This is a genomic window from Azospirillum agricola (assembly GCF_017876095.1).
Lineage (GTDB): Bacteria > Pseudomonadota > Alphaproteobacteria > Azospirillales > Azospirillaceae > Azospirillum > Azospirillum agricola.
Map to the genome: position 1 here is coordinate 129405 of NZ_JAGINM010000013.1, position 23452 is coordinate 152856.

The 23452-nt window shown below is 67.8% G+C and carries 22 protein-coding genes; 12 read left to right on the plus strand and 10 right to left on the minus strand.

The window, feature by feature from the left end; all coding sequences use genetic code 11:
* Positions 1 to 57: 57 nt before the first annotated feature.
* From fusA to J2847_RS19975, 3 genes are all read left to right on the plus strand, one after another.
* The gene (gene fusA / locus J2847_RS19965; RefSeq protein WP_209780597.1) at positions 58 to 2199 is read left to right on the plus strand and encodes an elongation factor G; all 2142 of its coding nucleotides are present in this window, start codon (positions 58 to 60) and stop codon (positions 2197 to 2199) included.
* 266 nt (positions 2200 to 2465) lie between these two features.
* Positions 2466 to 2993: a tetratricopeptide repeat protein gene (locus tag J2847_RS19970; RefSeq protein WP_325169452.1), complete on the plus strand. Its 528-nt coding sequence runs from the start codon at positions 2466 to 2468 to the stop codon at positions 2991 to 2993.
* Positions 2994 to 3081: 88 nt separating this feature from the next.
* Positions 3082 to 4497 (plus strand): hypothetical protein, encoded by a 1416-nt coding sequence (locus J2847_RS19975; protein ID WP_209780599.1) that lies wholly within the window; start codon positions 3082 to 3084, stop codon positions 4495 to 4497.
* A 73-nt stretch (positions 4498 to 4570) separates the two neighbouring features.
* Here the strand turns inward: J2847_RS19975 and pyk are convergent, their stop codons facing one another.
* Positions 4571 to 6067, minus strand: a complete 1497-nt coding sequence (gene pyk / locus J2847_RS19980; protein ID WP_209780600.1) for a pyruvate kinase — start codon at positions 6065 to 6067, stop codon at positions 4571 to 4573.
* A gap of 402 nt (positions 6068 to 6469) precedes the next feature.
* Between pyk and rpsM the strand changes: the two genes are divergently transcribed.
* The 5 genes from rpsM to J2847_RS20005 all read left to right on the plus strand — a co-directional run bounded on the left by rpsM (position 6470) and on the right by J2847_RS20005 (position 9714).
* Positions 6470 to 6838, plus strand: coding sequence for a 30S ribosomal protein S13 (gene rpsM, locus J2847_RS19985; protein WP_085554734.1), 369 nt, complete (start codon positions 6470 to 6472; stop codon positions 6836 to 6838).
* Between the two features lie 18 nt (positions 6839 to 6856).
* Positions 6857 to 7255: a 30S ribosomal protein S11 gene (gene rpsK, locus J2847_RS19990; protein ID WP_012974490.1), complete on the plus strand. Its 399-nt coding sequence runs from the start codon at positions 6857 to 6859 to the stop codon at positions 7253 to 7255.
* Between the two features lie 139 nt (positions 7256 to 7394).
* Positions 7395 to 8411 carry a DNA-directed RNA polymerase subunit alpha gene (locus J2847_RS19995; protein ID WP_085554733.1) on the plus strand — a complete coding sequence of 339 codons (1017 nt, stop codon included), beginning with the start codon at positions 7395 to 7397 and terminating at the stop codon, positions 8409 to 8411.
* 157 nt (positions 8412 to 8568) lie between these two features.
* Positions 8569 to 9003: a 50S ribosomal protein L17 gene (gene rplQ / locus J2847_RS20000; RefSeq protein ID WP_085554732.1), complete on the plus strand. Its 435-nt coding sequence runs from the start codon at positions 8569 to 8571 to the stop codon at positions 9001 to 9003.
* A 132-nt stretch (positions 9004 to 9135) separates the two neighbouring features.
* On the plus strand, positions 9136 to 9714 hold the full coding sequence (locus J2847_RS20005) for a YqaA family protein (RefSeq protein WP_209780601.1): 579 nt from the start codon (positions 9136 to 9138) through the stop codon (positions 9712 to 9714).
* A 33-nt stretch (positions 9715 to 9747) separates the two neighbouring features.
* Here the strand turns inward: J2847_RS20005 and J2847_RS20010 are convergent, their stop codons facing one another.
* The gene (locus tag J2847_RS20010) at positions 9748 to 10008 is read right to left on the minus strand and encodes a hypothetical protein (RefSeq protein ID WP_143268333.1); all 261 of its coding nucleotides are present in this window, start codon (positions 10006 to 10008) and stop codon (positions 9748 to 9750) included.
* Between the two features lie 129 nt (positions 10009 to 10137).
* Here J2847_RS20010 and J2847_RS20015 point away from each other — a divergent pair, with 129 nt between their 5' ends.
* Positions 10138 to 10500 (plus strand): hypothetical protein, encoded by a 363-nt coding sequence (locus J2847_RS20015; RefSeq protein WP_085554729.1) that lies wholly within the window; start codon positions 10138 to 10140, stop codon positions 10498 to 10500.
* Between the two features lie 214 nt (positions 10501 to 10714).
* Positions 10715 to 11743 (plus strand): AI-2E family transporter, encoded by a 1029-nt coding sequence (locus J2847_RS20020; RefSeq protein ID WP_209780602.1) that lies wholly within the window; start codon positions 10715 to 10717, stop codon positions 11741 to 11743.
* A 12-nt stretch (positions 11744 to 11755) separates the two neighbouring features.
* Here the strand turns inward: J2847_RS20020 and J2847_RS20025 are convergent, their stop codons facing one another.
* The 4 genes from J2847_RS20025 to J2847_RS20040 all read right to left on the minus strand — a co-directional run bounded on the left by J2847_RS20025 (position 11756) and on the right by J2847_RS20040 (position 16274).
* Positions 11756 to 13291, minus strand: a complete 1536-nt coding sequence (locus tag J2847_RS20025) for an MDR family MFS transporter (protein WP_209780603.1) — start codon at positions 13289 to 13291, stop codon at positions 11756 to 11758.
* A gap of 106 nt (positions 13292 to 13397) precedes the next feature.
* Entirely contained in the window at positions 13398 to 14024 is a 627-nt protein-coding gene (locus J2847_RS20030; protein WP_209780604.1) for an HAD family hydrolase, read from the minus strand.
* Between the two features lie 15 nt (positions 14025 to 14039).
* Positions 14040 to 14795: a DsbA family protein gene (locus tag J2847_RS20035; protein WP_209780605.1), complete on the minus strand. Its 756-nt coding sequence runs from the start codon at positions 14793 to 14795 to the stop codon at positions 14040 to 14042.
* 105 nt (positions 14796 to 14900) lie between these two features.
* Positions 14901 to 16274: a M48 family metalloprotease gene (locus tag J2847_RS20040; RefSeq protein ID WP_325169449.1), complete on the minus strand. Its 1374-nt coding sequence runs from the start codon at positions 16272 to 16274 to the stop codon at positions 14901 to 14903.
* On the opposite strand from J2847_RS20040, the gene J2847_RS20045 reads away from it, so the two are divergent.
* Positions 16237 to 17640, plus strand: coding sequence for a gamma-glutamyltransferase (locus J2847_RS20045; RefSeq protein ID WP_233474647.1), 1404 nt, complete (start codon positions 16237 to 16239; stop codon positions 17638 to 17640). The two genes, J2847_RS20040 and J2847_RS20045, sit on opposite strands and share 38 nt — an antisense overlap.
* A 44-nt stretch (positions 17641 to 17684) precedes the next feature.
* Positions 17685 to 18842, plus strand: coding sequence for a pyridoxal phosphate-dependent aminotransferase (locus J2847_RS20050; RefSeq protein ID WP_209780607.1), 1158 nt, complete (start codon positions 17685 to 17687; stop codon positions 18840 to 18842).
* A 45-nt stretch (positions 18843 to 18887) separates the two neighbouring features.
* Here the strand turns inward: J2847_RS20050 and J2847_RS20055 are convergent, their stop codons facing one another.
* The 4 genes from J2847_RS20055 to J2847_RS20070 form a co-directional block, all read right to left on the minus strand.
* Positions 18888 to 19730: an NAD kinase gene (locus tag J2847_RS20055; RefSeq protein WP_209780608.1), complete on the minus strand. Its 843-nt coding sequence runs from the start codon at positions 19728 to 19730 to the stop codon at positions 18888 to 18890.
* A gap of 148 nt (positions 19731 to 19878) precedes the next feature.
* Positions 19879 to 22197, minus strand: a complete 2319-nt coding sequence (gene clpA, locus J2847_RS20060) for an ATP-dependent Clp protease ATP-binding subunit ClpA (protein ID WP_209780609.1) — start codon at positions 22195 to 22197, stop codon at positions 19879 to 19881.
* Between the two features lie 8 nt (positions 22198 to 22205).
* Positions 22206 to 22532: an ATP-dependent Clp protease adapter ClpS gene (gene clpS, locus J2847_RS20065; protein WP_085554721.1), complete on the minus strand. Its 327-nt coding sequence runs from the start codon at positions 22530 to 22532 to the stop codon at positions 22206 to 22208.
* 300 nt (positions 22533 to 22832) lie between these two features.
* Complete coding sequence (locus J2847_RS20070; protein WP_085554720.1) at positions 22833 to 23309, minus strand: phasin family protein; 477 nt, start codon at positions 23307 to 23309, stop codon at positions 22833 to 22835.
* Positions 23310 to 23452 lie beyond the last annotated feature (143 nt).

Consider the following 23452-nt stretch of genomic DNA (forward strand, 5'->3'; position numbering starts at 1 on the left):
CGGTCGACCCCCGTGGGTCGCGCTTCGGTTGTCGCGTACCTGCAATGGAACTGCAACATGCCGCGCCAAACGCCACTTTCCGATATCCGCAACATCGGCATCATCGCCCACGTCGACGCCGGTAAGACGACGACGACCGAGCGCATCCTGTACTACACCGGTCGCAAGCACACGATCATCGACGTCCACGAGACGAAGGATCTCAAGACGTCGACGACGACCGACTACATGGAGCAGGAGCAGAAGCGCGGCATCACCATCCAGTCGGCCGCCGTTTCGACCTTCTGGCGCGAGAAGAAGATCAACGTCATCGACACCCCCGGCCACGTCGACTTCACCATCGAGGTGAACCGTTCGCTGCGCGTGCTCGACGGCGCGGTCGTGGTGTTCGACGGCGTCGCCGGCGTGGAGCCGCAGTCGGAGACCAACTGGCGTCTGGCCGACAACTACAACGTGCCGCGCATCTGCTACGTCAACAAGATGGACCGTTCGGGCGCGAACTTCCAGCGTTGCGTCGGCATGATCAAGACCCGCCTGAACGCGCGTCCGGTCTGCATCCAGGTCCCGCTCGGCTCGGAGGACAACTTCCGCGGCATGGTCGATCTGGTCGAGATGAAGGCCTATGTCTGGTTCTCCGACGACAAGGACGCCAAGTGGGAGATCTGGGAGATCACCGACGATCTCGCCAGCAAGCTCAACCTGACCGTCAAGGAAGACCTCGACAACATCGCCCTGATCCCACAGCTGCGCGCCGAGCTGGTCGACACCGCGCTCGAGCAGGACGACGCGGCGATGGAAGCCTACCTGGAGTCGGGTGAGGAGCCGTCGCCGGCGGTGCTGCGCGCCTGCCTGCGCAAGGGCACCATCACCAGCGCCTTCACCCCGGTGCTGTGCGGCTCGTCCTACAAGAACAAGGGCGTCTGCCAGGTTCTGGACGCGGTCGTCGACCTGCTGCCGGCCCCGACCGACGTCGAGGCCATCAAGACGGTGGACGAGGACGGCAACCCGAACGGCGAGCGTCTGAGCTCCGACGACGCGCCCTTCTCGGCGCTGGCCTTCAAGGTGCTGAACGACACCTACGGCTCGATGACCTTCGTCCGCGTCTATTCGGGCGTGCTGACCAAGGGCATGTCGATCCTCAACTCGACCCGCGGCAAGCGCGAGAAGATCGGCCGCATGGTCGAGATGTACGCGAAGGACGCCAACCCGATCGAGGAAGCCCGCGCCGGCGACATCATCGCGCTCGTCTCCCTTCAGGAGACCGAGACCGGCGACACGCTGTGCGACGCCGCCGCGCCGGTGATCCTGGAGCGCATGCGCTTCCCGGACCCCGTCATCAGCGTCTCGGTCGAGCCGAAGACCAAGGGCGAGCAGGAGAAGTTCTCCATCGCGCTCGGCAAGATGGTCCGCGCCGATCCGTCGCTCCGCCTGGAGACCGACCGTGAAACCGGCCAGACCATCCTGCGCGGCATGGGCGAGCTGCACCTCGAGGTGACGCTCGACCGCCTGCGCACGGAGTTCAACGTGGAAGGCAACATGGGCAAGCCCCAGGTCGCCTACCGCGAGGCGATCACCAAGCCGGTCGAATACACCTACACCCACAAGAAGCAGACCGGCGGTTCGGGCCAGTTCGCCGAAGTGAAGATCATCTTCGAGCCGCGCGAGCGTGGCGAGGGCTTCGAGTTCCTCGACGAGACCGTCGGCGGCACCGTTCCCCGCGAATACGTCCCGTCGGTCAAGAAGGGCCTGGAGATGCAGAAGGAAGACGGCGTGCTCGCCGGCTACCCGACTGTGGACTTCCGCGCCCGCCTGGTGGACGGCAAGTACCACGACGTCGACTCGAACGCCCTGACGTTCGAAATCGCCGCCAAGGCCTGCTTCCGCGAGGCCCTGCCGAAGGCCGGCCCGATCCTGCTGGAGCCGGTGATGAAGGTCGAGATCGTGACGCCGGACGACTATCTCGGCGACGTGATCGGCGACGTGAACCGCCGCCGCGGCACCGTGCTGGGCCAGCTGGAGCGTGGCTCGAACATCGCCGTCGAGGCCAACGTGCCCCTGAACGAGATGTTCGGCTACATCGGCCAGCTGCGCGGCATGACCTCGGGCCGTGCGTCCTACTCGATGGAGTTCAGCCACTACGAGCCGGTGCCGCGCAACGTCACCGACGAAATCGTGGCCGGCCGCAACAAGGCCGCCTGATCTCTCTTCGCTGTTGGTTGTAGGGCTGCGGCCGGCGGAGCGATCCGCCGGCCGTTGCCTTTTGTGCGGTGTGTTGCCGCCGCCTGTCGGTTTGGTCATTCACCGCAAGAGTTGTGTCACGATTGTCATATGACGGCGGATTTAAGCCGCTTCCTCGCCCGTTTCGTCGAAATTCGTAACGTTCCGCAACCAAAAAGAAGTTGGCGAAGCGTCGAAACCGTGCCCAAATTTGGAGCATGATCTTCCGTCGCTTCTTTTCCTTGACAGTGCTTTTGCTGCTGACCGTCGGGGCGCCGGCGGGAGCGGGTCAGGGGAATCTGCGGCTGGACGCCCTGTTCCAGGCCTTGCACGCAACGTCCGATGAGTCCTACGCCGAGTCGGTCGAGGAGCACATCTGGGATTTCTGGCTGGAGCATCCCGACGCCGAGATGATCCGTGTCATGCGGACCGGTGTCTTCAGCCTGAACGACGACGATTATGGCTCGGCCCTGGCCGCGTTCGACCGGGTGGTCGCGATGGATCCGACCTACGCCGAGGGATGGAACAAGCGGGCCAACGCCCATTACATGCTGGGCGACTACGCGGCGGCGGTCGGCGACTTGCGCCATGCGCTGATGCTGGAGCCTCGGCATTTCGGGGCGCTCGCCGGTCTTGGCCTCGTCTATCTCGCGCTGAATCAACCCGAGCCTGCGCTGCGCGCCTTCGACGCCGCGCTGGCCCTGAACCCCCATCTGGTCCATGTCCGCCAGCAGGCGAACGCGATTCGCAGCCAGAGATTGGGCTTGCCCCTCTGACTTTCCCCAGTTTTTCTGCAAGCATCCCCTCCCGCCGAACCCTCGAAAGGCGTATCACTGTCCGGATTGACTGTCCGGGAGTGGTGGTATGTTGCGGATGCTCGTCGATCTGGTTGGTGAGCTGCGGGTTCTCAGCACGCTGGGGCTGTTGGGGCTGTCCTTCATCCTGCCGCTGACGATCTTCATCGGCCGCAGCAACATCAAGAGCGTGCGCCAGAAGATCATCACCGATCTGGAGGCGGTGTTCCGCATCGACGGCCATGGCGCCGACACGCTGATCCCGTCCTTCGAGTTCGCAGCCTACAAGTACCGGGCGCTGCCCCATCACATGGAAGGGCGGCAGCCTTCGGAATGGCGGGCCTACCTGCTGCCGGTGACGGTCTTCATCATGGTGACCTTCAGCGGCTTCGTGGCGTCCAGCGGGCTTCTGGTGACCAGGGAGCGGCTGGAGCAGTACCAGCCCCTGTTCAGCGGCATGAAGCTGGCCACCGTCAGCGATCAGGCCAGCATGATCGCCATGATGGATTACCAGCTCCAGACGATGGCGGTGCTGACCTTCACCTTTCTCGGCGCCTACATCTGGTCGATCGATTATCTGGTCCGCCGCATCTCCAACTACGATCTGTCGCCGATTTCCTTCCTGCGGGTGACAACGCACATCCTGCTCGCCTGCGTCACCTCGGTGACGCTGCACCATGGCTACATGGACCTGACCCAGGCGACGCCGGCGACCTCCCTGACCGACCGGATGCCGGACCTGATCGTCGCCTTCCTGGTCGGCTTCTTTCCCCGGCTCGGTCTGCAAACCCTGTTGAGCCGTGTGCCGCAGCTTCAGATCCGGCGGACCGATCCGCGCGCCCAGGCCTTCATGCGCGAACACCCGATCGACATGGTTCTGGGCATCGGGCCGGCGATCAGGTTCCGGCTCGCCGAGTTCGAGATCGAGGACGTCCAGAACCTCGCCACCGCGAATCCGATCCTGCTGTTTGTCGAAACCCCCTATGGCATCTACGAGACGATGGACTGGGTGGCGCAGGCGCAGCTGATGCTGGCGCTCGACCTCGACCAGATCGAGGCGCTCCGCGTCATCAACGTCCGCACGATCTTCGACATCGAGCGCTTCATGCAACGGCCGGAGTCGCGGCCCCGTCTGGTGGCGGCCCTGAACACGCCGAGGACCGACGGCAAGACGGTGATCCTGGCGGACCGCGGCATCACGCTCGACACTCTCGAGTCGGTGGTCGGGGCGATCGGCGAGGATCTGCACGTCCAACGGCTGCGCCAGATCTGGCGCAACGTCGAGCTGAAGCTGAGCTTCGACCTCCCGCATGTCCAGCGGATGCGCGCCGGCCTGCCGCCGGATGGCGCGCATGCCCACGCCCCGCGTCCGGCGGTGGCGGACGAAGCGCCCGCACCGGTCCCGACGGCCGACTCCGGTCCGACGCCGGCCGCCGGCAAGGCGGCCATGGCGGGCAAGCCGGTGCCGGAACTGGTGGAGGGCTGAAACGCCACCGCCCGCCCCGCCGGTGGTCGGCGTGGCGGGCGGTGGGGAAGGGGGCCGGAAAGGGTGGAGGGGGTTACTCCGCCTCGACCCAGGCGATGCGCAGGATGTTGGTGTTTCCGGGAGTGCCGAAGGGCACGCCGGCGGTGATGACCAGCCGCTGCCCCTCGATGGCCAGCCCGTCCTTGTGGGCGGCCCGCGTCGCCTTCTGCACCATCTCCGAGAAGTTGGCCACGTCGGAGGTGTGGACGGAATGGACGCCGAACACCAGTTGCAGGCGGCGCGCCGTCTCCAGCTGCGAGGTCAGGCAGAGGATGGGCTGCTCCGGCCGCTCGCGGGCGGCGCGCAGCGTGGTCGAACCCGAGGTGGTGTAGGTGACGATGGCCGCCGCCTGGATGGTGTGGGCGACCTGCCGGGCCGCCGCGGTGATGGCGTCGGCGGCGGTCTGCTGCGGGTCGAAATGCTGGGCGTCCATGATGGTGCGGTAGAGCGGGTCGTGCTCCACCCGCCGCGCGATGCGGTCCATGATCGACACCGCCTCGATCGGGTAGTCGCCCGAGGCGGTCTCCGCCGACAGCATCACCGCGTCGGCCCCGTCATAGACGGCGGTCGCCACGTCCGACGCCTCGGCGCGGGTCGGGGCGGGGGCGCCGACCATCGACTCCAGCATCTGGGTGGCGACGATCACCGGCTTGCCGGCGCGGCGCGACTCGCGGACGATGCGCTTTTGCAGGGTGGGGACGTCCTCGGCCGGCAGCTCGACTCCGAGGTCGCCGCGCGCCACCATGATGCCGTCCGACAGCTCGATGATCTCGTCGAGATGGGCGATCGCCTGCGGCTTCTCCAGCTTCGACATCAAGGCGGCGCGGCCGGCGATCAGCTTGCGCGCCTCGGCGACGTCCTCCGGCCGCTGCACGAAGCTGAGCGCCACCCAGTCGACGCCGATGTCCAGCGCGAAGACCAGATCCTCGCGGTCCTTCCTGGTCAGCGGCGACAGCGGCAGCACCACGCCGGGCACGTTGACGCCCTTGCGGTCGGACAGCCGGGTGCCGGAGACGACCGTCGTCTCGGCATGGTCGGGGCCGCAGGACTCGACGCGCAGCCGCACGCGGCCGTCGTCGAGCAGCAGGTCGGTGCCGGGGGTCAGCGCCGCGAAGATCTCCGGGTGGAACATGCCGACCCGGCTGGTGTCGCCGGGCTCCTTCGACAGGTCCAGGCGGAAGCGCTGGCCGGGCGTCAGCGCGACCGGGCCGTTGGCGAAGGTGGCGACGCGCAGCTTGGGCCCCTGGAGGTCGGCCATGACGGCGATGGGGCGGCCGGTGCGCGCCTCCATCTCGCGCAGCACCTTCAGGCGCGCGCCGTGGTCCTCGTGGGTGCCGTGGCTGAAATTCAGGCGGAAGACGTCGACGCCGGCCTCGAAGAGCTTGGCGATGACCTCCGGCGTGGTGGTCGAGGGCCCGAGGGTGGCGACGATCTTGGTGAGGCGGGAGCGGCGGATCGGACCGGAGGGCAGGGTGGTGTCGGGGGAACCGGTCGGCGCCGCTCCGGTCGTTGTCGTGCCAGTCGTTGTCATGAATGCAAGCCTTCACAGGTTGAGTGGGCGTTGATGGGCAGAGACTGGTGCGCCGTGGCTGTCCGTTGGTTCGAACAATCCGTTGCCGTGGTTGTTGCCCAACATCAGCACGCGATCAAGGGTCTGCTTCGGGATTTGCTTTGGGATTTGGTGGCGACTGGCCCGGCGAGTCGGGCTTGCGTTCTCCGGCCCGGTCGTTTACGGCTGTCCCCGCGACGGAGAGGCCCGGCTGCCGGTATTCGGACTTGACAAGTTCCGGGCTTTTTCTATAGTCGCACCCTCTCGTGCCCCTTTCCGGGTACGAACGACGTTTTGCGTCCCGGTGTCAGGGGGATCTGCATCGGGGCGCGTGAATCATCGACGGCCTAGCCGGGCCGTCGACGGGAATCGAGGAGAGCAGGCGTGGCGCGTATTGCTGGCGTCAACATCCCCGCGCAGAAGCGCGTGGAGATCGGGTTGACCTACATCCATGGCATCGGCCCCTTCAAGGCCAAGGAAATCTGCGCGAAGCTGGAGATCCCGGCCGAGCGCCGCGTGAACCAGCTGACGGACGACGAAGTCCTGAAGATCCGCGAGACGATCGACGCCGACTACCGCGTCGAGGGCGACCTGCGTCGCGAAGTCGCGATGAACATCAAGCGTCTGATGGACCTGGGCTGCTACCGCGGCCTGCGTCACCGCAAGGGCCTGCCGGTCCGCGGCCAGCGCACCCACACCAATGCCCGTACCCGCAAGGGTCCGGCCAAGCCGATCGCCGGCAAGAAGAAGTAAGACAGAGGATTACCTTCCATGGCCAAGCCGTCCGCCGCCTCGCAGCGTCTGCGTCGTCGTGAGCGTAAGAACATCACCGCTGGCGTCGCGCATGTGAACGCCTCGTTCAACAACACGATGATCACCATCACCGACGCGCAGGGCAACACGATTGCCTGGTCGTCGTCGGGCACCATGGGCTTCAAGGGTTCGCGCAAGTCGACGCCCTACGCCGCCCAGGTGGCTGCCGAAGACGCCGGCCGCAAGGCTCAGGAACACGGCATGAAGACCCTGGAAGTCGAAGTGAAGGGTCCGGGTTCGGGGCGTGAGTCCGCCCTGCGCGCCCTCCAGTCGATCGGCTTCCAGATCACCTCGATTCGCGACGTCACGCCGATCCCCCACAACGGTGTCCGCCCGCCGAAGAAGCGCCGCGTCTGATACAGCGTTCCTAAGTCTCCGCACCCGCGGGGATCGACCGTTCCGGGGCAGGGGGCCGCCGCCATCGCGGCCCTCTCAGCATGGGAACGGCCGGTCCCCGCGGGTTCGTGTTCACCCGATGGCATCTTGAGGTCGATCCGTGCTTCAGAAGAACTGGCAGGAACTGATTAAGCCGAACAAGCTGGAGATCCAGCCCGGCGACGACGCCGACCGCATTGCGACCGTGGTCGCCGAGCCGCTGGAGCGCGGTTTCGGCCTGACCCTGGGCAACGCGCTGCGCCGCATTCTGCTCTCGTCGTTGCAGGGTGCCGCCGTCACGTCGATCCACATCGACGGCGTGCTGCACGAGTTCTCCTCCATCCCCGGCGTCCGCGAGGACGTGACCGACATCGTCCTGAACATCAAGACGATGGGCCTGCGCATGGGCGGCGACGGGCCGAAGCGCATGCGCCTGCGCGCCGAGGGTCCCGGCGAGGTCAAGGCCGGCATGATCGAGACCGGCGCCGACATCCAGATCATGGATCCGGAGCTGGTCATCTGCACGCTGGACAACGGCGCGCGGCTGAACATGGAACTGACGGTCGAGACCGGCAAGGGCTACGTCCCGGCCAGCCAGAACCGTCCCGAGGACGCCCCCATCGGCCTGATCCCGGTCGACGCGCTGTTCTCGCCGGTCCGCAAGGTGTCCTACAAGGTCGACAACGCCCGCGTCGGGCAGGTCACCGACTATGACCGCCTGACCATGGTCGTCGAGTCGAACGGCTCGGTGAAGCCGGACGACGCGGTGGCGCTCGCCGCCCGCATCCTCCAGGACCAGTTGCAGCTCTTCATCAACTTCGAGGAGCCGACGCACGCCGTCTCCGAGGAGAAGCACGAGGAGGTTCCGTTCAACAAGAACCTGCTCCGCAAGGTGGACGAGCTGGAACTGTCGGTGCGTTCGGCCAACTGCCTCAAGAACGACAACATCGTCTACATCGGCGATCTGGTGCAGAAGACGGAGGCGGAAATGCTCCGCACCCCGAACTTCGGCCGCAAGTCGCTGAACGAGATCAAGGAAGTGCTGTCCCAGATGGGGCTGCACCTCGGCATGGAAATCCCGAACTGGCCGCCCGAGAACATCGAGGAACTGGCCAAGCGTCTGGAAGAGCCGTACTAAGTCTCGTTTTCTGCTTCATCCCTTCCCGGCCCGTCCGGGGAGGGGTGGTTTCCCAGGGCCATCCGGCCCGCCCCTGTAGCCGTACCAGCTCGATGTCTGGGCGGCGGGGTTCACGATCGGCTCCCCGAGGGGGGCCATGCCATGAAGGAGGACCGCCATGCGTCACGGCGTTTCGGGACGTAAGCTCAGCAAGACCAGCAGCCACCGCAAGGCCATGTTCTCGAACATGGCGAACGCGGTGATCAAGCACGAGCAGATCACCACCACCCTGCCGAAGGCCAAGGAGCTGCGTCCGATCGTGGACAAGCTCATCACGCTGGGCAAGAAGGGTGGCCTGGCCAACCGCCGTCTCGCCTACGCGCAGCTGCGCGACAACGAGATGGTCACCAAGCTGTTCACCGTCCTGGCCGACCGCTACAAGGACCGCCAGGGTGGCTACAGCCGCGTCCTCAAGGCCGGCTTCCGCTACGGCGACGCCGCCGACATGGCGGTGATCGAGCTGGTCGAGCGCGACGTCACCGCCAAGGGCCAGAACTCGGGCCCGACGCAGGACGCCGCCGCCGAGGGCGACGAGGCCGAAGGCCAGGAGTAAATGGGTTGCGCCTTGCAAAAGGCACGGCTCCGTCGTTGTTCCGCATGGAGCGGCGACCGATATAGGTGATCGTCCGACCCTTCCTTCGGGTTTGCCCCCGGAGGAAGGGTTTTCTCATATGTGGCAGACGGAATGTTGCGTTCTCTTTACAACCGGATCCAGCGCCTGTCGGCGCGCGACGACGCGGTGTGGTGGATGTCGGCCGTGTCCTTCGCGGAAAGCTCCTTCTTTCCGCTGCCGCCGGACGTCATGCTGGTGCCGATGTGCCTGGCGAAGCCGAAGAAGCTGTGGTTCTACACCAACGTCTGCGCGCTCGCCTCGCTGCTCGGCGGCATTCTCGGCTACGCGCTGGGCTTCTATCTGTTCGAGAGCGTCGGCCGGCTGATCATCGACTTCTACAACGCGCAGGAGTCGTTCCACCGCTTCCAGGACATGTTCGCCGAGTTCGGCCCCTGGTTCCTGATCCTCAAGGGCGTCACCCCGATCCCCTACAAGCTGCTGACGATCACCGCCGGCTTCGCCCATCTCGACCTGACGATCTTCATCCTCTGTTCGATCGTCGCGCGCTTCTCGCGATTCTACATGATCGCGATCCTGCTGCATTTCTACGGCCCGCAGGTGCAGGAGATCATCGAGAAGCGCCTGATGCTGGTGACGACCGTGCTGCTGGTCGTCGTGGTCGGCGGGCTGCTCAGCTTCAAGTTCGTCTGAGGGGTCGGCCGTCGGGGAAGGCGGATGCCACGCTCAGCGCGGCATCCCCTGGTCCTGCCGGCCGCGCTCCTGGGGCGGCAGGGCGTCGCGCTCGCTGCGGTCGCGGCGCACGATGACGACGATGGCGGCGGCGATGGCCAAGCCGCCCAGCGCCGGGAAGACCATCTCGCCGAAGCCGACGTCGGGGCGCGCCACGGTGCGGGCGACCAGCATCAGCAGACCGACGACCAGCAATCCGGCGAACAGCAGCCGGGGCGTGCGGCGGGAGCCTTTAGGCCCGGTGTTCGATGTCATTTGGATCATTTCCTTCTCACACGAGTTCCCGGCATAGTGGGGACCGAACCGGGGATGGTCCAGTGGGTGTGGCAATCCGCCATGCCGGGCGGCCTCTTCGTAACAAGAACAATAGGAGCTGTCGCCTCAATGTTCCGCTCGAACCGCATCTTCGCCCCGCTGGCCGTCCTCGCGCTGATCGCCCTGTCGGCCTGCGCCGACCGTCCGCAGCCGCGCGCCGCGTCGACGGCGGCGCCCGTCCAGCAGACCCAGACGCTGCCGCGCAGCACCCCGGCGCCGGACGACCAGTCCCTGCGCCTGGACGGCGACGCCAGCGACGGCGGCTCCTGCCGCCAGCAGTGCGAGCGCAGCCACAATGTCTGCATGGATTCGGTCGCGGCCCGCACCCAGAGCGGTCTGGAGCGCCCGGACGCCGGCACCCCCTTCACCCCGTCGGACAATTGCGGCTATCAGCTCCGTCAGTGCTTCCAGCGCTGCAACGCCGCGCGCTGAACCCGGGCGTTGATCCAAAAAAAAGCCCGCCTTGCGGCGGGCTTGAAGGCGACATCAGCGAGAATGACTCCTTGGCGTCCATCCTGATATGGGACACGGAATCGCGCTTGCCATTCCGAAGTTCGGAGTACCGCTGACGGCCTAGCCGTCTCCCACGCAACCCTTCGCGTTCCGCCGCGTTGCCTTTCCGGTCTCACGGGTCGGAGGACGAGGGATGGACGGGACGGCCCGCGCGGGGCGAGGGGAGTTGGCGGTCTTCACCTGGAAGGTCCTGATCGTCGCCGGGGTCGCCGCCCTGGCCCTGTTCCTCTGGCGGATCTCCGACGCGCTGCTGCTGATCTTCACCGGCGTGCTGTTCGCCATCCTGCTCCAACGTCTGGCCGGGCTGGTGACGCGCTTCACCGGCCTGTCGCAAGGCTGGGGGCTGGCCCTCGTGCTGGTGCTGCTGGTGGCGCTGGTCGGCGGCGGCGTCTGGCTGCTCGGCCAGTCGGTCGCGGCGCAGGTCGACCAGCTTCGCGACCAGATCACCAACGCCGTGAAGCAGCTGCCGGCGCCCGTCCACGACCAGATCGCCGAGCAGGGCAAGCAATGGCCGTGGATGAGCCGCTTGCAGAGCCTCGCCACCGGCCTTGCCTATGTCGTCGGCGACGCCATCGTCGTGCTGTTCGCGGCGATCTATCTGGCGGCCTCGCCGGGAGTCTACCGGCGGGGCGTGGTCCTGCTGGTGCCGCCGCGCGGCCACGACCGTGCCCGCGAGGTGCTGGACGTCACCGGCGACGCGCTGTGGAAATGGCTGATCGGGCAGTTGGCTGCGATGGCCTCGGTCGGCGCCATGACGACGCTCGGCCTGTGGCTGCTCGGCATCCCGGCGGCGCCGGCGCTCGGCATGGTGGCCGGGTTGCTGGAGTTCGTGCCGCTGGTCGGCCCCTTCCTGGCGGCGGTGCCGGCGATCCTGATCGCCTTCGCCCAGTCGCCGAACGACGCGTTGTGGGTCGCCGGTCTCTATCTGGTGATCCAGCAGGTGGAAGGGAACCTGATCACGCCGCTGCTTCAGAAGAGCGTGGTCGATCTGCCGCCGGTCGTCACCATCGGCGCCATCGCCGCCGGAGGCGTGCTGTTCGGGCTGATGGGCATGTTCCTGGCGACGCCGCTGGCCGTCGTCGCGCTTGTTCTGGTCAACATGCTCTACATCGAGGACAAGCTGGGCGAGGAGCGCCACTTCCCCGACCCGGACAAGAGCTGACGCGGCCCGGGCTCAGGCGGCTTCGGTCCGTGGGGCCTTCGCCCCCGGCCTGGCGGCGGAGCGCAGCGGCAGCTCCTTCAGGAACAGCGTCAGCGCGAAGGACACCACCGCCAGCGCGGCGGCCAGCAGGAACAGCGCGGAGAAGCCCTGCTCCAGCGTCGCCACCACCCCGGCCCGCGCCGTCTCCGGCAGGCCGTTCAAGGCGGCGGCTCCATGCTCCAGCACCGCGCGCCCGGACAGGCCGGCGCCCTCCAGCCGGTCCGACACGGCGGCGTGGAAGACCGCGCCGAACACCGCGACGCCGATCGACCCGCCGAGCGAGCGGAAGAAACCGACCGAGGCGGTCGCCGCCCCCAGGTCGCGCTGGGCCACCGCGTTCTGCACCGCGACGGTCATCACCGGCATGACCAGCCCCAGACCCATGCCGAGCGGCACCAGGGTCAGGATCGACCACAGCCCGTCGGCGGCGATCCCCGGCATCAGCGCCAGCAGCAGATACATCGCGCCGGCCAGCGGCAGCCCGACCAGCGGAAACACCTTGTAGCGCCCGGTCCTGGCGATCAGCCGTCCGCCGCCGACGGCGCCCAGCGTCATCCCGAGCACCAGCGGCAGCAGCAGCAGGCCGGACGCGGTGGCGCTGGCGTCGCGCACCAGTTGCAGGTGCAGCGGCAGGAAGACGATGCCGGCGAACAGCACCATCGCCGACACGGCGACCACCGGGTTGGCGACCGCGACCACCGGCAGGCGGAACAGGTGCAGCGGCAGGATCGGCTCCTCGGTCCGCCGCTCGTGCCACAGGAAGAGGATCAGCAGTGCCCCGCCCAGCGCCGCCAGACCCAGGCACAGCGGCGAGGTCCAGCCCATGCCGGGGCTGCCGCCGCGCGTTGCCACCACCAGCAGGCTGGTCACCGCCCCGGCCAGCAGCGCCGCCCCGGCGATGTCGATGGTCGGCCTGGTGCGTCCGGCCGGCAGGCGATCCAGCGCCCGGTGGGTCATCACCAGCGCCGCCGCCCCCAGCGGCAGGTTGATCAGGAAGATCCAGTGCCAGCCGATGGTTTCGGTGAAGACCCCGCCGATCAGCGGCCCGGCGACACTGGCCAGCGCGAAGACTCCGCCGATCAGCCCCTGGTAGCGTCCGCGCTCGCGCGGGGCGACGACGTCGCCGATGATGGTGAAGGCCAGCGACATCAGCCCGCCGCCGCCGAGCCCCTGGAGCCCGCGGAAGACGATCATCTGGGTCATGCTCTGCGCCGCCGCGCACAGCACCGAGCCGGCCAGGAACAGCAGGATGGCGGTTTGCAGCACCCGCTTGCGGCCGTAGAGGTCCGAGAGCTTGCCGTAGATCGGCGTCGTCGCGGTCGAGGCCAGCAGATAGGCGGTGACCACCCAGGGCAGCAGGTCGAGCCCGCCGAACTGGCCGGCCATGGTCGGCAGGGCGGTGGCGACGATGGTCTGGTCCATCGCCGCCATCAGCATGGCGAGCGCCACCCCGCTGAAGATGCGCAGGATTTCCCGGTGGGTGAAGACGGGCGGGGCGGTGTCGGGCATGGCGTCGGCGTTTCGGTCTTGCGGTTCCGGAAGCGGCCCCACCATAGACGCGGGGCGTTTCCAGGCAAGCGCGAAACGCCCCGTCCCGTCTTCGTCCAGCCATGGCTCAGAGCAGCCCGAAGCCCTCCAGATCGCGGCGCAGGGCCTCGGCGCCGGCGAAGTGATGCGCCGTCATGCCGACCGCGCGGGCGGTTTCGACATTCGCCGCGCTGTCGTCGATGAAGAAGCACTCCTTCGCGTCGAGTCCGTAACGGTCCAGCAGCAGCCGGAAGATCGCCGGATCCGGTTTGACGAGGCGTTCCGTGCCCGAAACGATGATCCCGTCGAAGCCGTTGAGGAAGTCGAAGCGCCGGCAGGCCAGCACGAACTTGTCGGCCGAGAAGTTGGTGATGGCGTAGACCGGCACGCCGCGGTCCTTCAGCGCCGCCAGGATCTCCGGCGTGCCGGGGATCGGGCCGGGGACCATGCGCTCCCACTGCTCGTCGTAGGCGCGGATCAGCTCGGCGCAGTCGGGACGCTCGGCGGTCAGCAGGGCGACCGCGTCGGCCCAGGGGCGGCCACGGTCCTGCTCCAGGTTCCAGGCCGGGGTGCAGACGGTGTCGAGGAAATCCTCCATCAGATCCTCGTACCCGTCGAACAGCTCGCGGTAGAGGTGGCGGGGATCCCATTCGATCAGCACCTGCCCGATGTCGAAGACGACGATCGAGGGGGTGGCGGGGGTGGTTTCGGTCATGGAACGGTCAGCCCCTCAGCTCTTGGCGCGCGCGGCGGCGACCAGACGCTTCATGTCGTCGAGCTTGATGGCGCCGGGCACCAGCTCGTCGCCGAAGACGAAGCCCGGCGTGCCGCGGATGCCGAGCTGCTCGGCCAGGGCCTGGTTGGCGGCGATGACCGACAGGACCTCGCGGCTCTCCATGTCCTTCTTCAGCCGGTCGGTGTCGAGCCCGACCGACTTGGCGAGGCGCAGGACGACGTCCTCGTCGAGCTGGCCGCGCTGGGCCATCAGCGCGTTGTGGAACTCCAGGTACTTGCCCTGCGCGCGCGCCGCCAGCGCCGCCTTCGAGGCGATCACCGACGCCGGCCCGAGGATCGGCAGTTCCTTGAAGACGAAGCGCAGCTTGGGGTCGTCCTTGATCAGGCGCTCGGTGTCGGCCTGCACCGCCTTGCAGTAGCCGCACTGGTAGTCGAAGAACTCGACCACCGTGACGTCGCCCTGCGGGTTGCCGGCGACCGGATCGGCGGGGTTGCGGGTCAGAGCCTTCTGGTTGTCGGCCAGCGCCTTCTTGGCGCGCTCGGCTTCGGCCAGCTTCTCGCGCTGCTGGAGCGCCTCGACGGCCTGGAGGATGATCTCCGGATTCTTCATCAGATAGTCGCGCACCACGGTCTCGATGGCGGTGCGCTGGGCGTCGTCCATGGCCGCCGGCTGCGATTGCGCCATCGCCGCGGGCGAGAAGGCCATCGCCATGACGGGCAGGGCGAGCAGGGCGGAACGGAACAGCGGCATGGTGAAGGGTCTCCGGAGAACGGGAAGGCTGTCACACTGGACCGACAATCGGGGCGGGACAAGCCCCTATCGGACGCGGCTGGGCGGGTGACGGGACCGGGTGGGTCAGTTCGGCTTGTCCCGGCCGCCGGTCTGCCCACGGATGTCCTGGGCGCGCAGCCAGCCGGGCGAGCCGGCGGGCAGCAGCTTTTCCGCGCGCTCCGCGTTGGCCTTGGCCATCGGCAGGTCGCCGCGCGCCAGGGCCTCCTCCGCCGTCGCGTAGGCCAGCATGCCGGGGTTGTTCTTCATGCTCCAGGCCTGCGCGGTCAGCCGCCACAGGAAGGCCGACTGCGCCTGGGACTTGGAGGCGATCTGTAGGTTCTTCAGCGCCTCGTCGGCCAGCCGGGGGTCGTGCTGCTCCAGCAGGGAGTGGGCGAGGGAGACGCGGATCGTCCCGGCCTCCACCCCCGCCAGCTCGATCGCCTTGCGGTAGGGCGCCACCGCTTCCGGCGCGCGGCCGGTCTGCAACATCAGGTCGCCCTTCATCTCGTGCAGGTAGGGGTTGCGCGGATCCTCGGCGATCAGCCCATCGACCAGCGGACCCGCCTGCTTCACGTCGCCCTGGCGGAAATAGGCGTAGGCGCGGCCGTAGCGGGCCACCACCGAGCGGTCGTCGGCCTTGTAGCGCCGCAGCGTTCCGGCCGGGTCGAGATAGCCGTTCAGCTTGGCCTGGATGCGGCGGAAATCGTCGTTCATCGTGGCCGGGGTCGGCGTTCTGGCGTAGCGGGAGCGCTCGACGAAGGCGCGCACCGCCTCGACGCGCTCGCGGGTCAGCGGGTGGGTCAGGCGGTAGCCGGCGTCGCGGTCGTTCAGCAGCGGCTCGCCGACCCCCAGCTTTTCCAGGAAGGTCAGCATGCCGTTCGCCGACATGCCCGACTGTTCCAGGAAGGACAGGCCGGCCTGGTCGGCCGACGCCTCCTGGCTGCGCGAGAAGGACAGCAGGTTGCGTTCGGCCAGATGCTGGCCCAGCATGACGCCGGCGGCCCCGGCCCCGGCGTTGCGCGAGGCGACGCCGCCGACGATGCCGAGTCCCATGCCGATCAGCGAGGACAGGAAGGCGTTCTCCATCGCGTCGGCGCCGCGCACCAGATGGCCGCCGGAGATGTGGCCGGTCTCGTGGGCGATGACGCCCAGCAGCTGGCCGACGTCGTCGATGCTCTGGATCAGGCCGGTGTGCAGGAAGATGTTCTGGCCGCCGGCGACGAAGGCGTTCAGGGAGGGATCGTTGACCAGCAGGATGGACACCGCGTCGGGGTCGATCCCGGCGGCCTGGAAGATTGGCCGGGCCATCTTGCGGATGATATGTTCCGTCTCGGCGTCGCTGAGAATCTGCATCTCCGACCGGCGCTGCGCCGCCGCCGGCGGCGCTCCCCACACCAGCGACACGACCAACACGGAAACGATGGCGACGACCGAAACCAGCCTGCTGGGCTTGCGCACCGTGACGACCTCCGGCTCTTCTGAACGGACCCCCGCGCGTCCGCGCCGGCAGTCTCGCCAACGAATCTGGCGACGGTGGGGCGCGATTGCCATAGCAGCATCACTGCTGCCGGGCTGCGTCAACACCAAGTTCAAGACCGACGCCCTGATCCAGAGTTTCGCCGCCGCCTCCGAACCGCGCGCGGCCTCCATCGGGCGCGAGGTGCTGGCGCAGGGCGGACGGGCCGGCGACGCCGCCGCCGCCATGGGGCTGGCGCTGGCGGCCAGCCTGCCGTCGCGCGTCGGGCTGACCGGCGGCGGCGTCTGCGTGACCTTCGACGCCGCGAAGAAGGAGGCGCGGACCGTCGATTTCCTGCCGCGTGCCGCCGGCACCGGCGGAGCGGCGATGCCCGGCCTGCTGCGCGGCCTCTACATCGTGCAGGCGTCGCTGGGCGTCCAGCGCTGGGAACAGCTGGTGGCCCCGGCGGAGCAGCTCGCGCAGTTCTCGCCCGGTGTCAGCCGTGCGCTGGTGCAGGATCTGGGCGCGTTCGGCAGCCGCTTGCCGGCCGATTCGGAGATGCGCCGCCGCTTCCTTCCCAACGGCGCGGTCCCGGCGGTGGGAACGGCGATCAGCCAGCCGGAGCTGGCCGGCACGCTGTCGGTCATCCGCCGCAACGGCGTCGGCGCCTTCTACGGCGGCCCGCTGGCGGCGACGGTCGCCCAGGGGCTCGGGCTCGACCCGGCGGCCCTGCGCGCCTACCAGCCGCGCGTGGCCGGAACGCGGTCGGTGCCGCTCGGCATCGTGTCGATGCAGTTCGCCGACACCGACCTTCCCGAGTCGGGCGCGGCGCTGGTCCAGGCGTGGAACGCCGCGGCCGATCTGCCGCCGGCCCAGCGCGCCGCCCGCGTCGCGACGGCGCTGGGCGCCACCGGCAGCGGCAGCGCCGTTCCCGGTGCCGGCCTGATGGTGATCGACCAGGACCAGAACGGCATCGCCTGCGCGCTGACCCAGGGCGCGCCCTTCGGCACCGGGCGCGGCATTCCCGGCACCGGCCTGCTGGGAGCGCAGGCGGTGACGAGCGGCGGCTTCGGCGCGCCGGGTCTGGTGACCAACGCCATCGTCGGCCGCACCCTGTTCGCCGGGGTGGGGGAGGCGGCCGGCAACGACGGCCCGGCGGCCGGCCCGGCGGCCCTGCTGTCGGTCGCCATGCCGGCGGCGCTGGAGTGGCAGACCGCCGAATCCATCCCGGTGTCCGGCCCCGGCCGGGTGAATTTCGTCGCCTGCCAGGTGTCGACCGAGACAGGCCTGCGCGCCTGCCAGCCGGCGACCGACCCGCGCGGCGGCGGTCTGGCGGTGACGGTGGAAACCGAACGCCCGCGCGAGTGAGGGCTCGACGCCCGTCCCAACACAGCTTCAAAAGACAGAGCATCATGAGCAAACAGCCGAAAGTGTCCAAGCGCGGCGCCATTCCCCCCTTCTTCGTGATGGAGGTGATGCGCGCCGCCGCCGAGCGGGAAGCCGCCGGGCTGGAGGTCCTGCACATGGAGGTCGGCCAGCCCTCCACCGGCGCGCCGCGCCGCGTGGTGGAGGCGGCGGCGACCGCCGTGGTCGGCGCCGATCCGCTGGGCTACACCGGCGCGCTGGGCATCCCGCCGCTGCGCGCGGCCATCGCCAAGTGGTACAAGGATCGTTACGGAGTCGCCGTGCCGGAGGGGCGGGTGGTGGTGACCACCGGGTCCTCGGGGGCGTTCCAGCTCGGCTTCCTCGCCGCCTTCGATCCGGGCGACCGGGTGGCGATGGCCTCGCCGAGCTACCCGGCCTACCGCCACACCCTGACCGCCATCGGCGTCGAGCCGGTCGAACTGCCGACCGGGCCGGAGCACCGCTTCCAGCCGACGGTGGAGCTGCTGGAGCGGCTCGACCGCCCGGTGCAGGGGCTGATCGTCGCCAGCCCGGCCAACCCGACCGGCACGATGCTGAGCCGCAAGGAACTGACCGCGCTGTCCGACTGGTGCAAGGCCAACGGCGTGCGCATGGTGTCGGACGAGATCTACCACGGCCTGACCTACGGCACCGACGCGGTCACCGCCGCCGAGGTGAACGAGCAGGCGCTGGTGGTCAACAGCTTCTCGAAATACTTCTCGATGACCGGCTGGCGGCTCGGCTGGATGGTGGTGCCGGACGACCTGATCCGCTCGGTCGAGTGTCTGGCGCAGAATCTGTTCATCTCGGCGCCGACGCTGAGCCAGGTGTCGGCGGTGGCGGCCTTCGACAGCACCGAGGAGCTGGAGGGCCACATCGCCCGCTACGCCCGCAACCGCGCGCTGCTGCTGGAGGAACTGCCCAAGGCCGGCTTCACCAAGCTCGCTCCGGCCGACGGCGCCTTCTACATCTACGCCGACGTGTCGGACATGACCGACGACAGCGAGGCCTTCGCCAAGCGCATCCTGGAGGAAACCGGGATCGCCTGCACGCCGGGCATCGACTTCGACCCGGCGCGCGGCCGTCGCTTCCTGCGCTTCAGCTTCGCCGGTTCGGAGTCGACCATCGCCGAGGCCGCGCGGCGGCTGATCGCCTGGAGGAGGTAGGGAAGGGGGATGGGCCCTCTCCCGCACCGGGAGAGGGCGGCATCGTCACGGCGCGAACTGCTCCTTCAGGATGCGTTCCTCGAAGTTCAGTTCCTGGTCGAACAGCAGGGTCAGGGACACCTCGCGGCACTCCTTGACCTCCACCCGCAGGACCTCGCGCACCTCGGTGAAGTCGGCGACGGCGCTGACCGGGCGCTTGCCTTCCTCGTGGATGTCGAAGGTGATCGTCGCGGTGTGCGGCAGCAGCGCGCCGCGCCAGCGCCGGGGGCGGAAGGCGCTGATCGGCGTCAGCGCCAGCACCCCGGCCCCCATCGGCACGATGGGACCGTGCGCCGACAGGTTGTAGGCGGTGCTGCCGGCCGGGGTCGCCACCAGGGCGCCGTCGCAGATCAGTTCCGGCAGCCGGACCACCCCGTCCACCGTGATGCGCAGCTTGGCGGCCTGCCGCGTCTCGCGCAGCAGCGACACCTCGTTGATTCCCAGCGCCTCGACCCGCTCGCCGTTCACGCGGGTGGCGACCATGCGCAGCGGGTGGAGTTGCACATGCTGCGACGCGGCGACCCGCTCCGCCAGATCGTCCTCGCGGTAGGCGTTCAGCAGGAAGCCGACCGAGCCGCGATTCATCCCATAGACCGGGACCGGCTGCGTCCGGTTGAGCGCGAGCGCCCGGTGCAGGGTCTCCAGCAGGAAGCCGTCGCCCCCCAGCGCGACGATGGCGTCGGCCTCGGCCAGCGGCGCGTTGCCATAGCGGTGGACCAGCCGGTTGCGCGCGGTCCGAGCCTCCTCGGTGTCCGCGCAGGCGAAGGCGATGCGCAGGGCGTCGGCCGTGGGAAACGCGGCCGGGGCGGCGGGCGTATCGACGGCGAGGGGCAGGGTCGGGTCGGTCATGCCGCGACCATAGCGCAGGTGGATGGGAGGGGGAAACGCCGCTCATCCGGTGTGCGGTGCGAAAGACACCAGTCCGGACAGCTTGCCGGGCAAAGAAAAAGGGGGCCACAAGGGCCCCCTTTTCGTCAGCTTGGCGATCCGGCCGGACTTACTCGGCCATCTCGTTGACCAACCCTTCCTCGTCGTCGTCGCCCGAGGTCCGCTTGGGACGGTTGCCCTCGGCGTACTCGAAGTGCGGCTTGTCGTCCTGCACCGTGACCTTGACGAGGCCGCCCTTGCTGAGCTTGCCGAACAGAAGCTCCTCGGCCAGCGGCTTCTTCAGGTACTCCTGGATCACCCGGCCGAGCGGACGGGCGCCGTAGAGCGGGTCGTAACCCTTCTTGCCCAGCCACTCGCGCGCTTCGTCGTTCAGTTCGATGGACACGCCGCGGTCTTCCAACTGCGCTTCCATCTGCATGATGAACTTGTCGACGACGCGGTTGATGACCTCCTGCGTCAGCGGGGCGAAGGGGATGATCGCGTCCAGCCGGTTGCGGAACTCCGGCGTGAACAGCTTCTCCACCGCCTCGACGTCCTCGCCGACCCGGCGCTCGCGCTCGAAGCCGATGGCGGGCTTCGCCATGTCCGACGCGCCGGCGTTCGACGTCATGATCAGGATGACGTTGCGGAAGTCGACGATCTTGCCGTTGTGGTCGGTCAGCTTCCCATGGTCCATGATCTGCAACAGGATGTTGAACAGATCCGGGTGGGCCTTCTCGATCTCGTCGAGCAGCAGCACGCAGTGCGGGTGCTGGTCGATGGCGTCGGTCAGCATGCCGCCCTGGTCGAAGCCGACATAGCCCGGCGGGGCGCCGATCAGGCGCGACACCGTGTGCCGCTCCATGTACTCCGACATGTCGAAGCGGGTCAGCTCGATGCCGAGCGTCATGGCGAGCTGGCGGGCCACCTCGGTCTTGCCGACGCCGGTCGGGCCGGTGAACAGGTAGTTGCCGATCGGCTTCTCCGGCTCGCGCAGGCCGGCTCTCGCCAGCTTGATCGCCGAGACCAGATTGTCGATCGCCTTGTTCTGGCCGAAGACCATGGTCTTCAGGTCGCGTTCAAGGTTGAGCAGCGTCTCCTTGTCGTCGCGGCTGACCGACTTCGGCGGGATGCGGGCGATCTTGGCGACCACCGCCTCCACGTCCTTGACGCCGATCTTCTTGCGGCGCTTGTTCTCCGGCAGCAGCATCTGCGCGGCGCCGACCTCGTCGATGATGTCGATCGCCTTGTCGGGCAGCTTGCGGTCGCCGATGTACTTGGCCGACAGCTCCACCGCCGAGCGGATGGCGTCGTTGGTGTAGCTGACCTTGTGATGCTTCTCGTAATAGGGCTTGAGGCCCTGGAGAATCTTGATCGCGTCCTCGACCGACGGCTCGTTGACGTCGATCTTCTGGAAGCGGCGGACCAGCGCGCGGTCCTTCTCGAAGTAGCTGCGGTATTCCTTGTAGGTGGTCGAGCCGATGCAGCGCAGCGAGCCCGAGGCAAGCGCCGGCTTCAGCAGGTTCGAGGCGTCCATGGCGCCGCCCGAGGTGGCGCCGGCGCCGATCACCGTGTGGATCTCGTCGATGAACAGGACCGCGCCCTCGGTCGCCTCAAGCTCGGAGACGACGGCCTTCAGCCGTTCCTCGAAGTCGCCGCGGTAGCGCGTGCCGGCCAGCAGCGAGCCCATGTCGAGCGCGAAGATGGTGGCGTTGCGCAGAACCTCCGGCACCTCGCTCTGGACGATGCGGCGGGCCAGCCCCTCGGCGATGGCGGTCTTGCCGACACCGGGATCGCCGACGTAGAGCGGGTTGTTCTTCGAGCGCCGGCACAGGATCTGGATGGTCCGCTCGACCTCCTGCTCCCGCCCGATCAGCGGATCGATCTTCCCGCCGGCGGCCTTCTTGTTCAGGTTTACGCAATAAGCCTCGAGTGCCTCACTGCCTTTTTTCACGACCTTCTCCGCCGCCGCCTCGTCGTCAGCGCCCGAGACACGCTTTGTTTCCGAGCGGCCCGGAGCCTTCGCGATTCCGTGTGAGATGTAGTTCACCGCGTCGAACCGGGTCATCTCCTGCTCTTGCAGGAAGTAGACCGCGTGGCTCTCGCGTTCAGAGAACAGGGCGACGAGCACATTTGCTCCCGTCACCTCCTCACGCCCCGACGACTGGACGTGGATGGCCGCACGTTGCAGCACCCGCTGGAAACCAGCCGTCGGCTTGGCATCATCGGGCCTGTTCGTGATAAGGTTCGCAAGTTCGTTGTCGAGGTAATCCGACAGTTCGGCGCGCAGGCGGTCCAAATCGATCCCGCAGGCGCGCAAGACGGCGGTAGCATCGGAGTCTTCGGTCAACGCGAGAAGCAGATGTTCGAGCGTCGCGTATTCATGCCTGCGCTCGTTCGCGTGGGCCAGGGCTCTGTGCAGCGTCTGTTCCAGGTTACGCGACAGCATGTGTGGGTCTAATCCTTCTCTAGCGTGCATTGCAGCGGGTGCTGGTGCTGGCGCGCGAAGTCCATCACCTGCGTGACTTTCGTCTCCGCCACCTCGTAGGTGAACACGCCGCACAACCCCACACCCCGCCGGTGTACATGCAGCATGATCATGGTCGCTTCCTCCCGCGATTTGCTGAAGAAGCGTTCGAGTACCAGAACGACGAACTCCATCGGAGTGTAGTCGTCGTTCAGCATCAAGACCTTGTACATCGACGGCTTCTTGGTCTTCGGCTTGGTCTTGATGACCACGCCGCTGTTGGTGCCCTCGTTGCCGTGCTTGTCGGAATCGGCCATGGTCTCAATCAAATGTCATCGCGATGCACTGTCTATAAGGATGATATGGGCAATCCGGGCGCCGAGGGAAGGGGCCGTTTGCGGATGCTCTCCATTTGGGAGAGCCTCCTTCGAAGCGGCGATCCCCGTCGTACCTCCGAATAGGAGACAACGGAGAGGGGCGGCGCACAATTGCCGGAAGCCCTAATCCCTTGTGCGGGTGCCGCAGGCGGTGCATGCGCGGTTGGGTGGAAAAGAAAAAACCCGGCAACCCGTGAGGGCTGCCGGGCTGTTCCCGAACGGAAGCTTCGCGGACGACGTTCAGGCGGCGGCCGGCTTGGAGAGGGTGCCGACCGTCAGGTTGACACGCTCGCTCAGCGGCGCCAGCGCCTCGTTGGCGATCTTGACCGACAGCTCCTGGAGCTTGGTGGTCTCGGCGACGAAGGCGTCGAAGCTGGCCTTGGCGTAGGCGTTCTGCAACTCGACCAGTTCCTGGATGGTCTTGACGGCCAGCAGGGCCTTGCCGGTCGACACGCTCTTCTCCAGCGAGGACTGGGTGAAGGCGGCGACCTGCTTGCCGGCCTCCTCGGCGCCCTTGGCGACGATGGTGCCGGACTTCACGACGGCGTCGACGTTGCCCTTGGTCAGGGTGGACAGATCGTCGTAGCTCTTCAGGATCTTGGCCGAGGCCTTCTCGACCTGCTCCTGCTGGGCCTTGACGAGGCCTTCCAGATTCTGCTTGGCGGTCGAGACGGCGTCTTCGATGGTCTTGGTGGCGGCGGCGAACTTGTCGGACATGGCTATGCTCCTCGCGCTCTCTCAGGGGTCAACCGCGCGGCCCCGACGATGCGGCAACCGGGCGCGGAGTGGGTTGAGTCCCTCGGACCCCGGTTGAGGGCGGGCGCCCGAGATATGCTGCAATGCAACATAGCCTATTATTA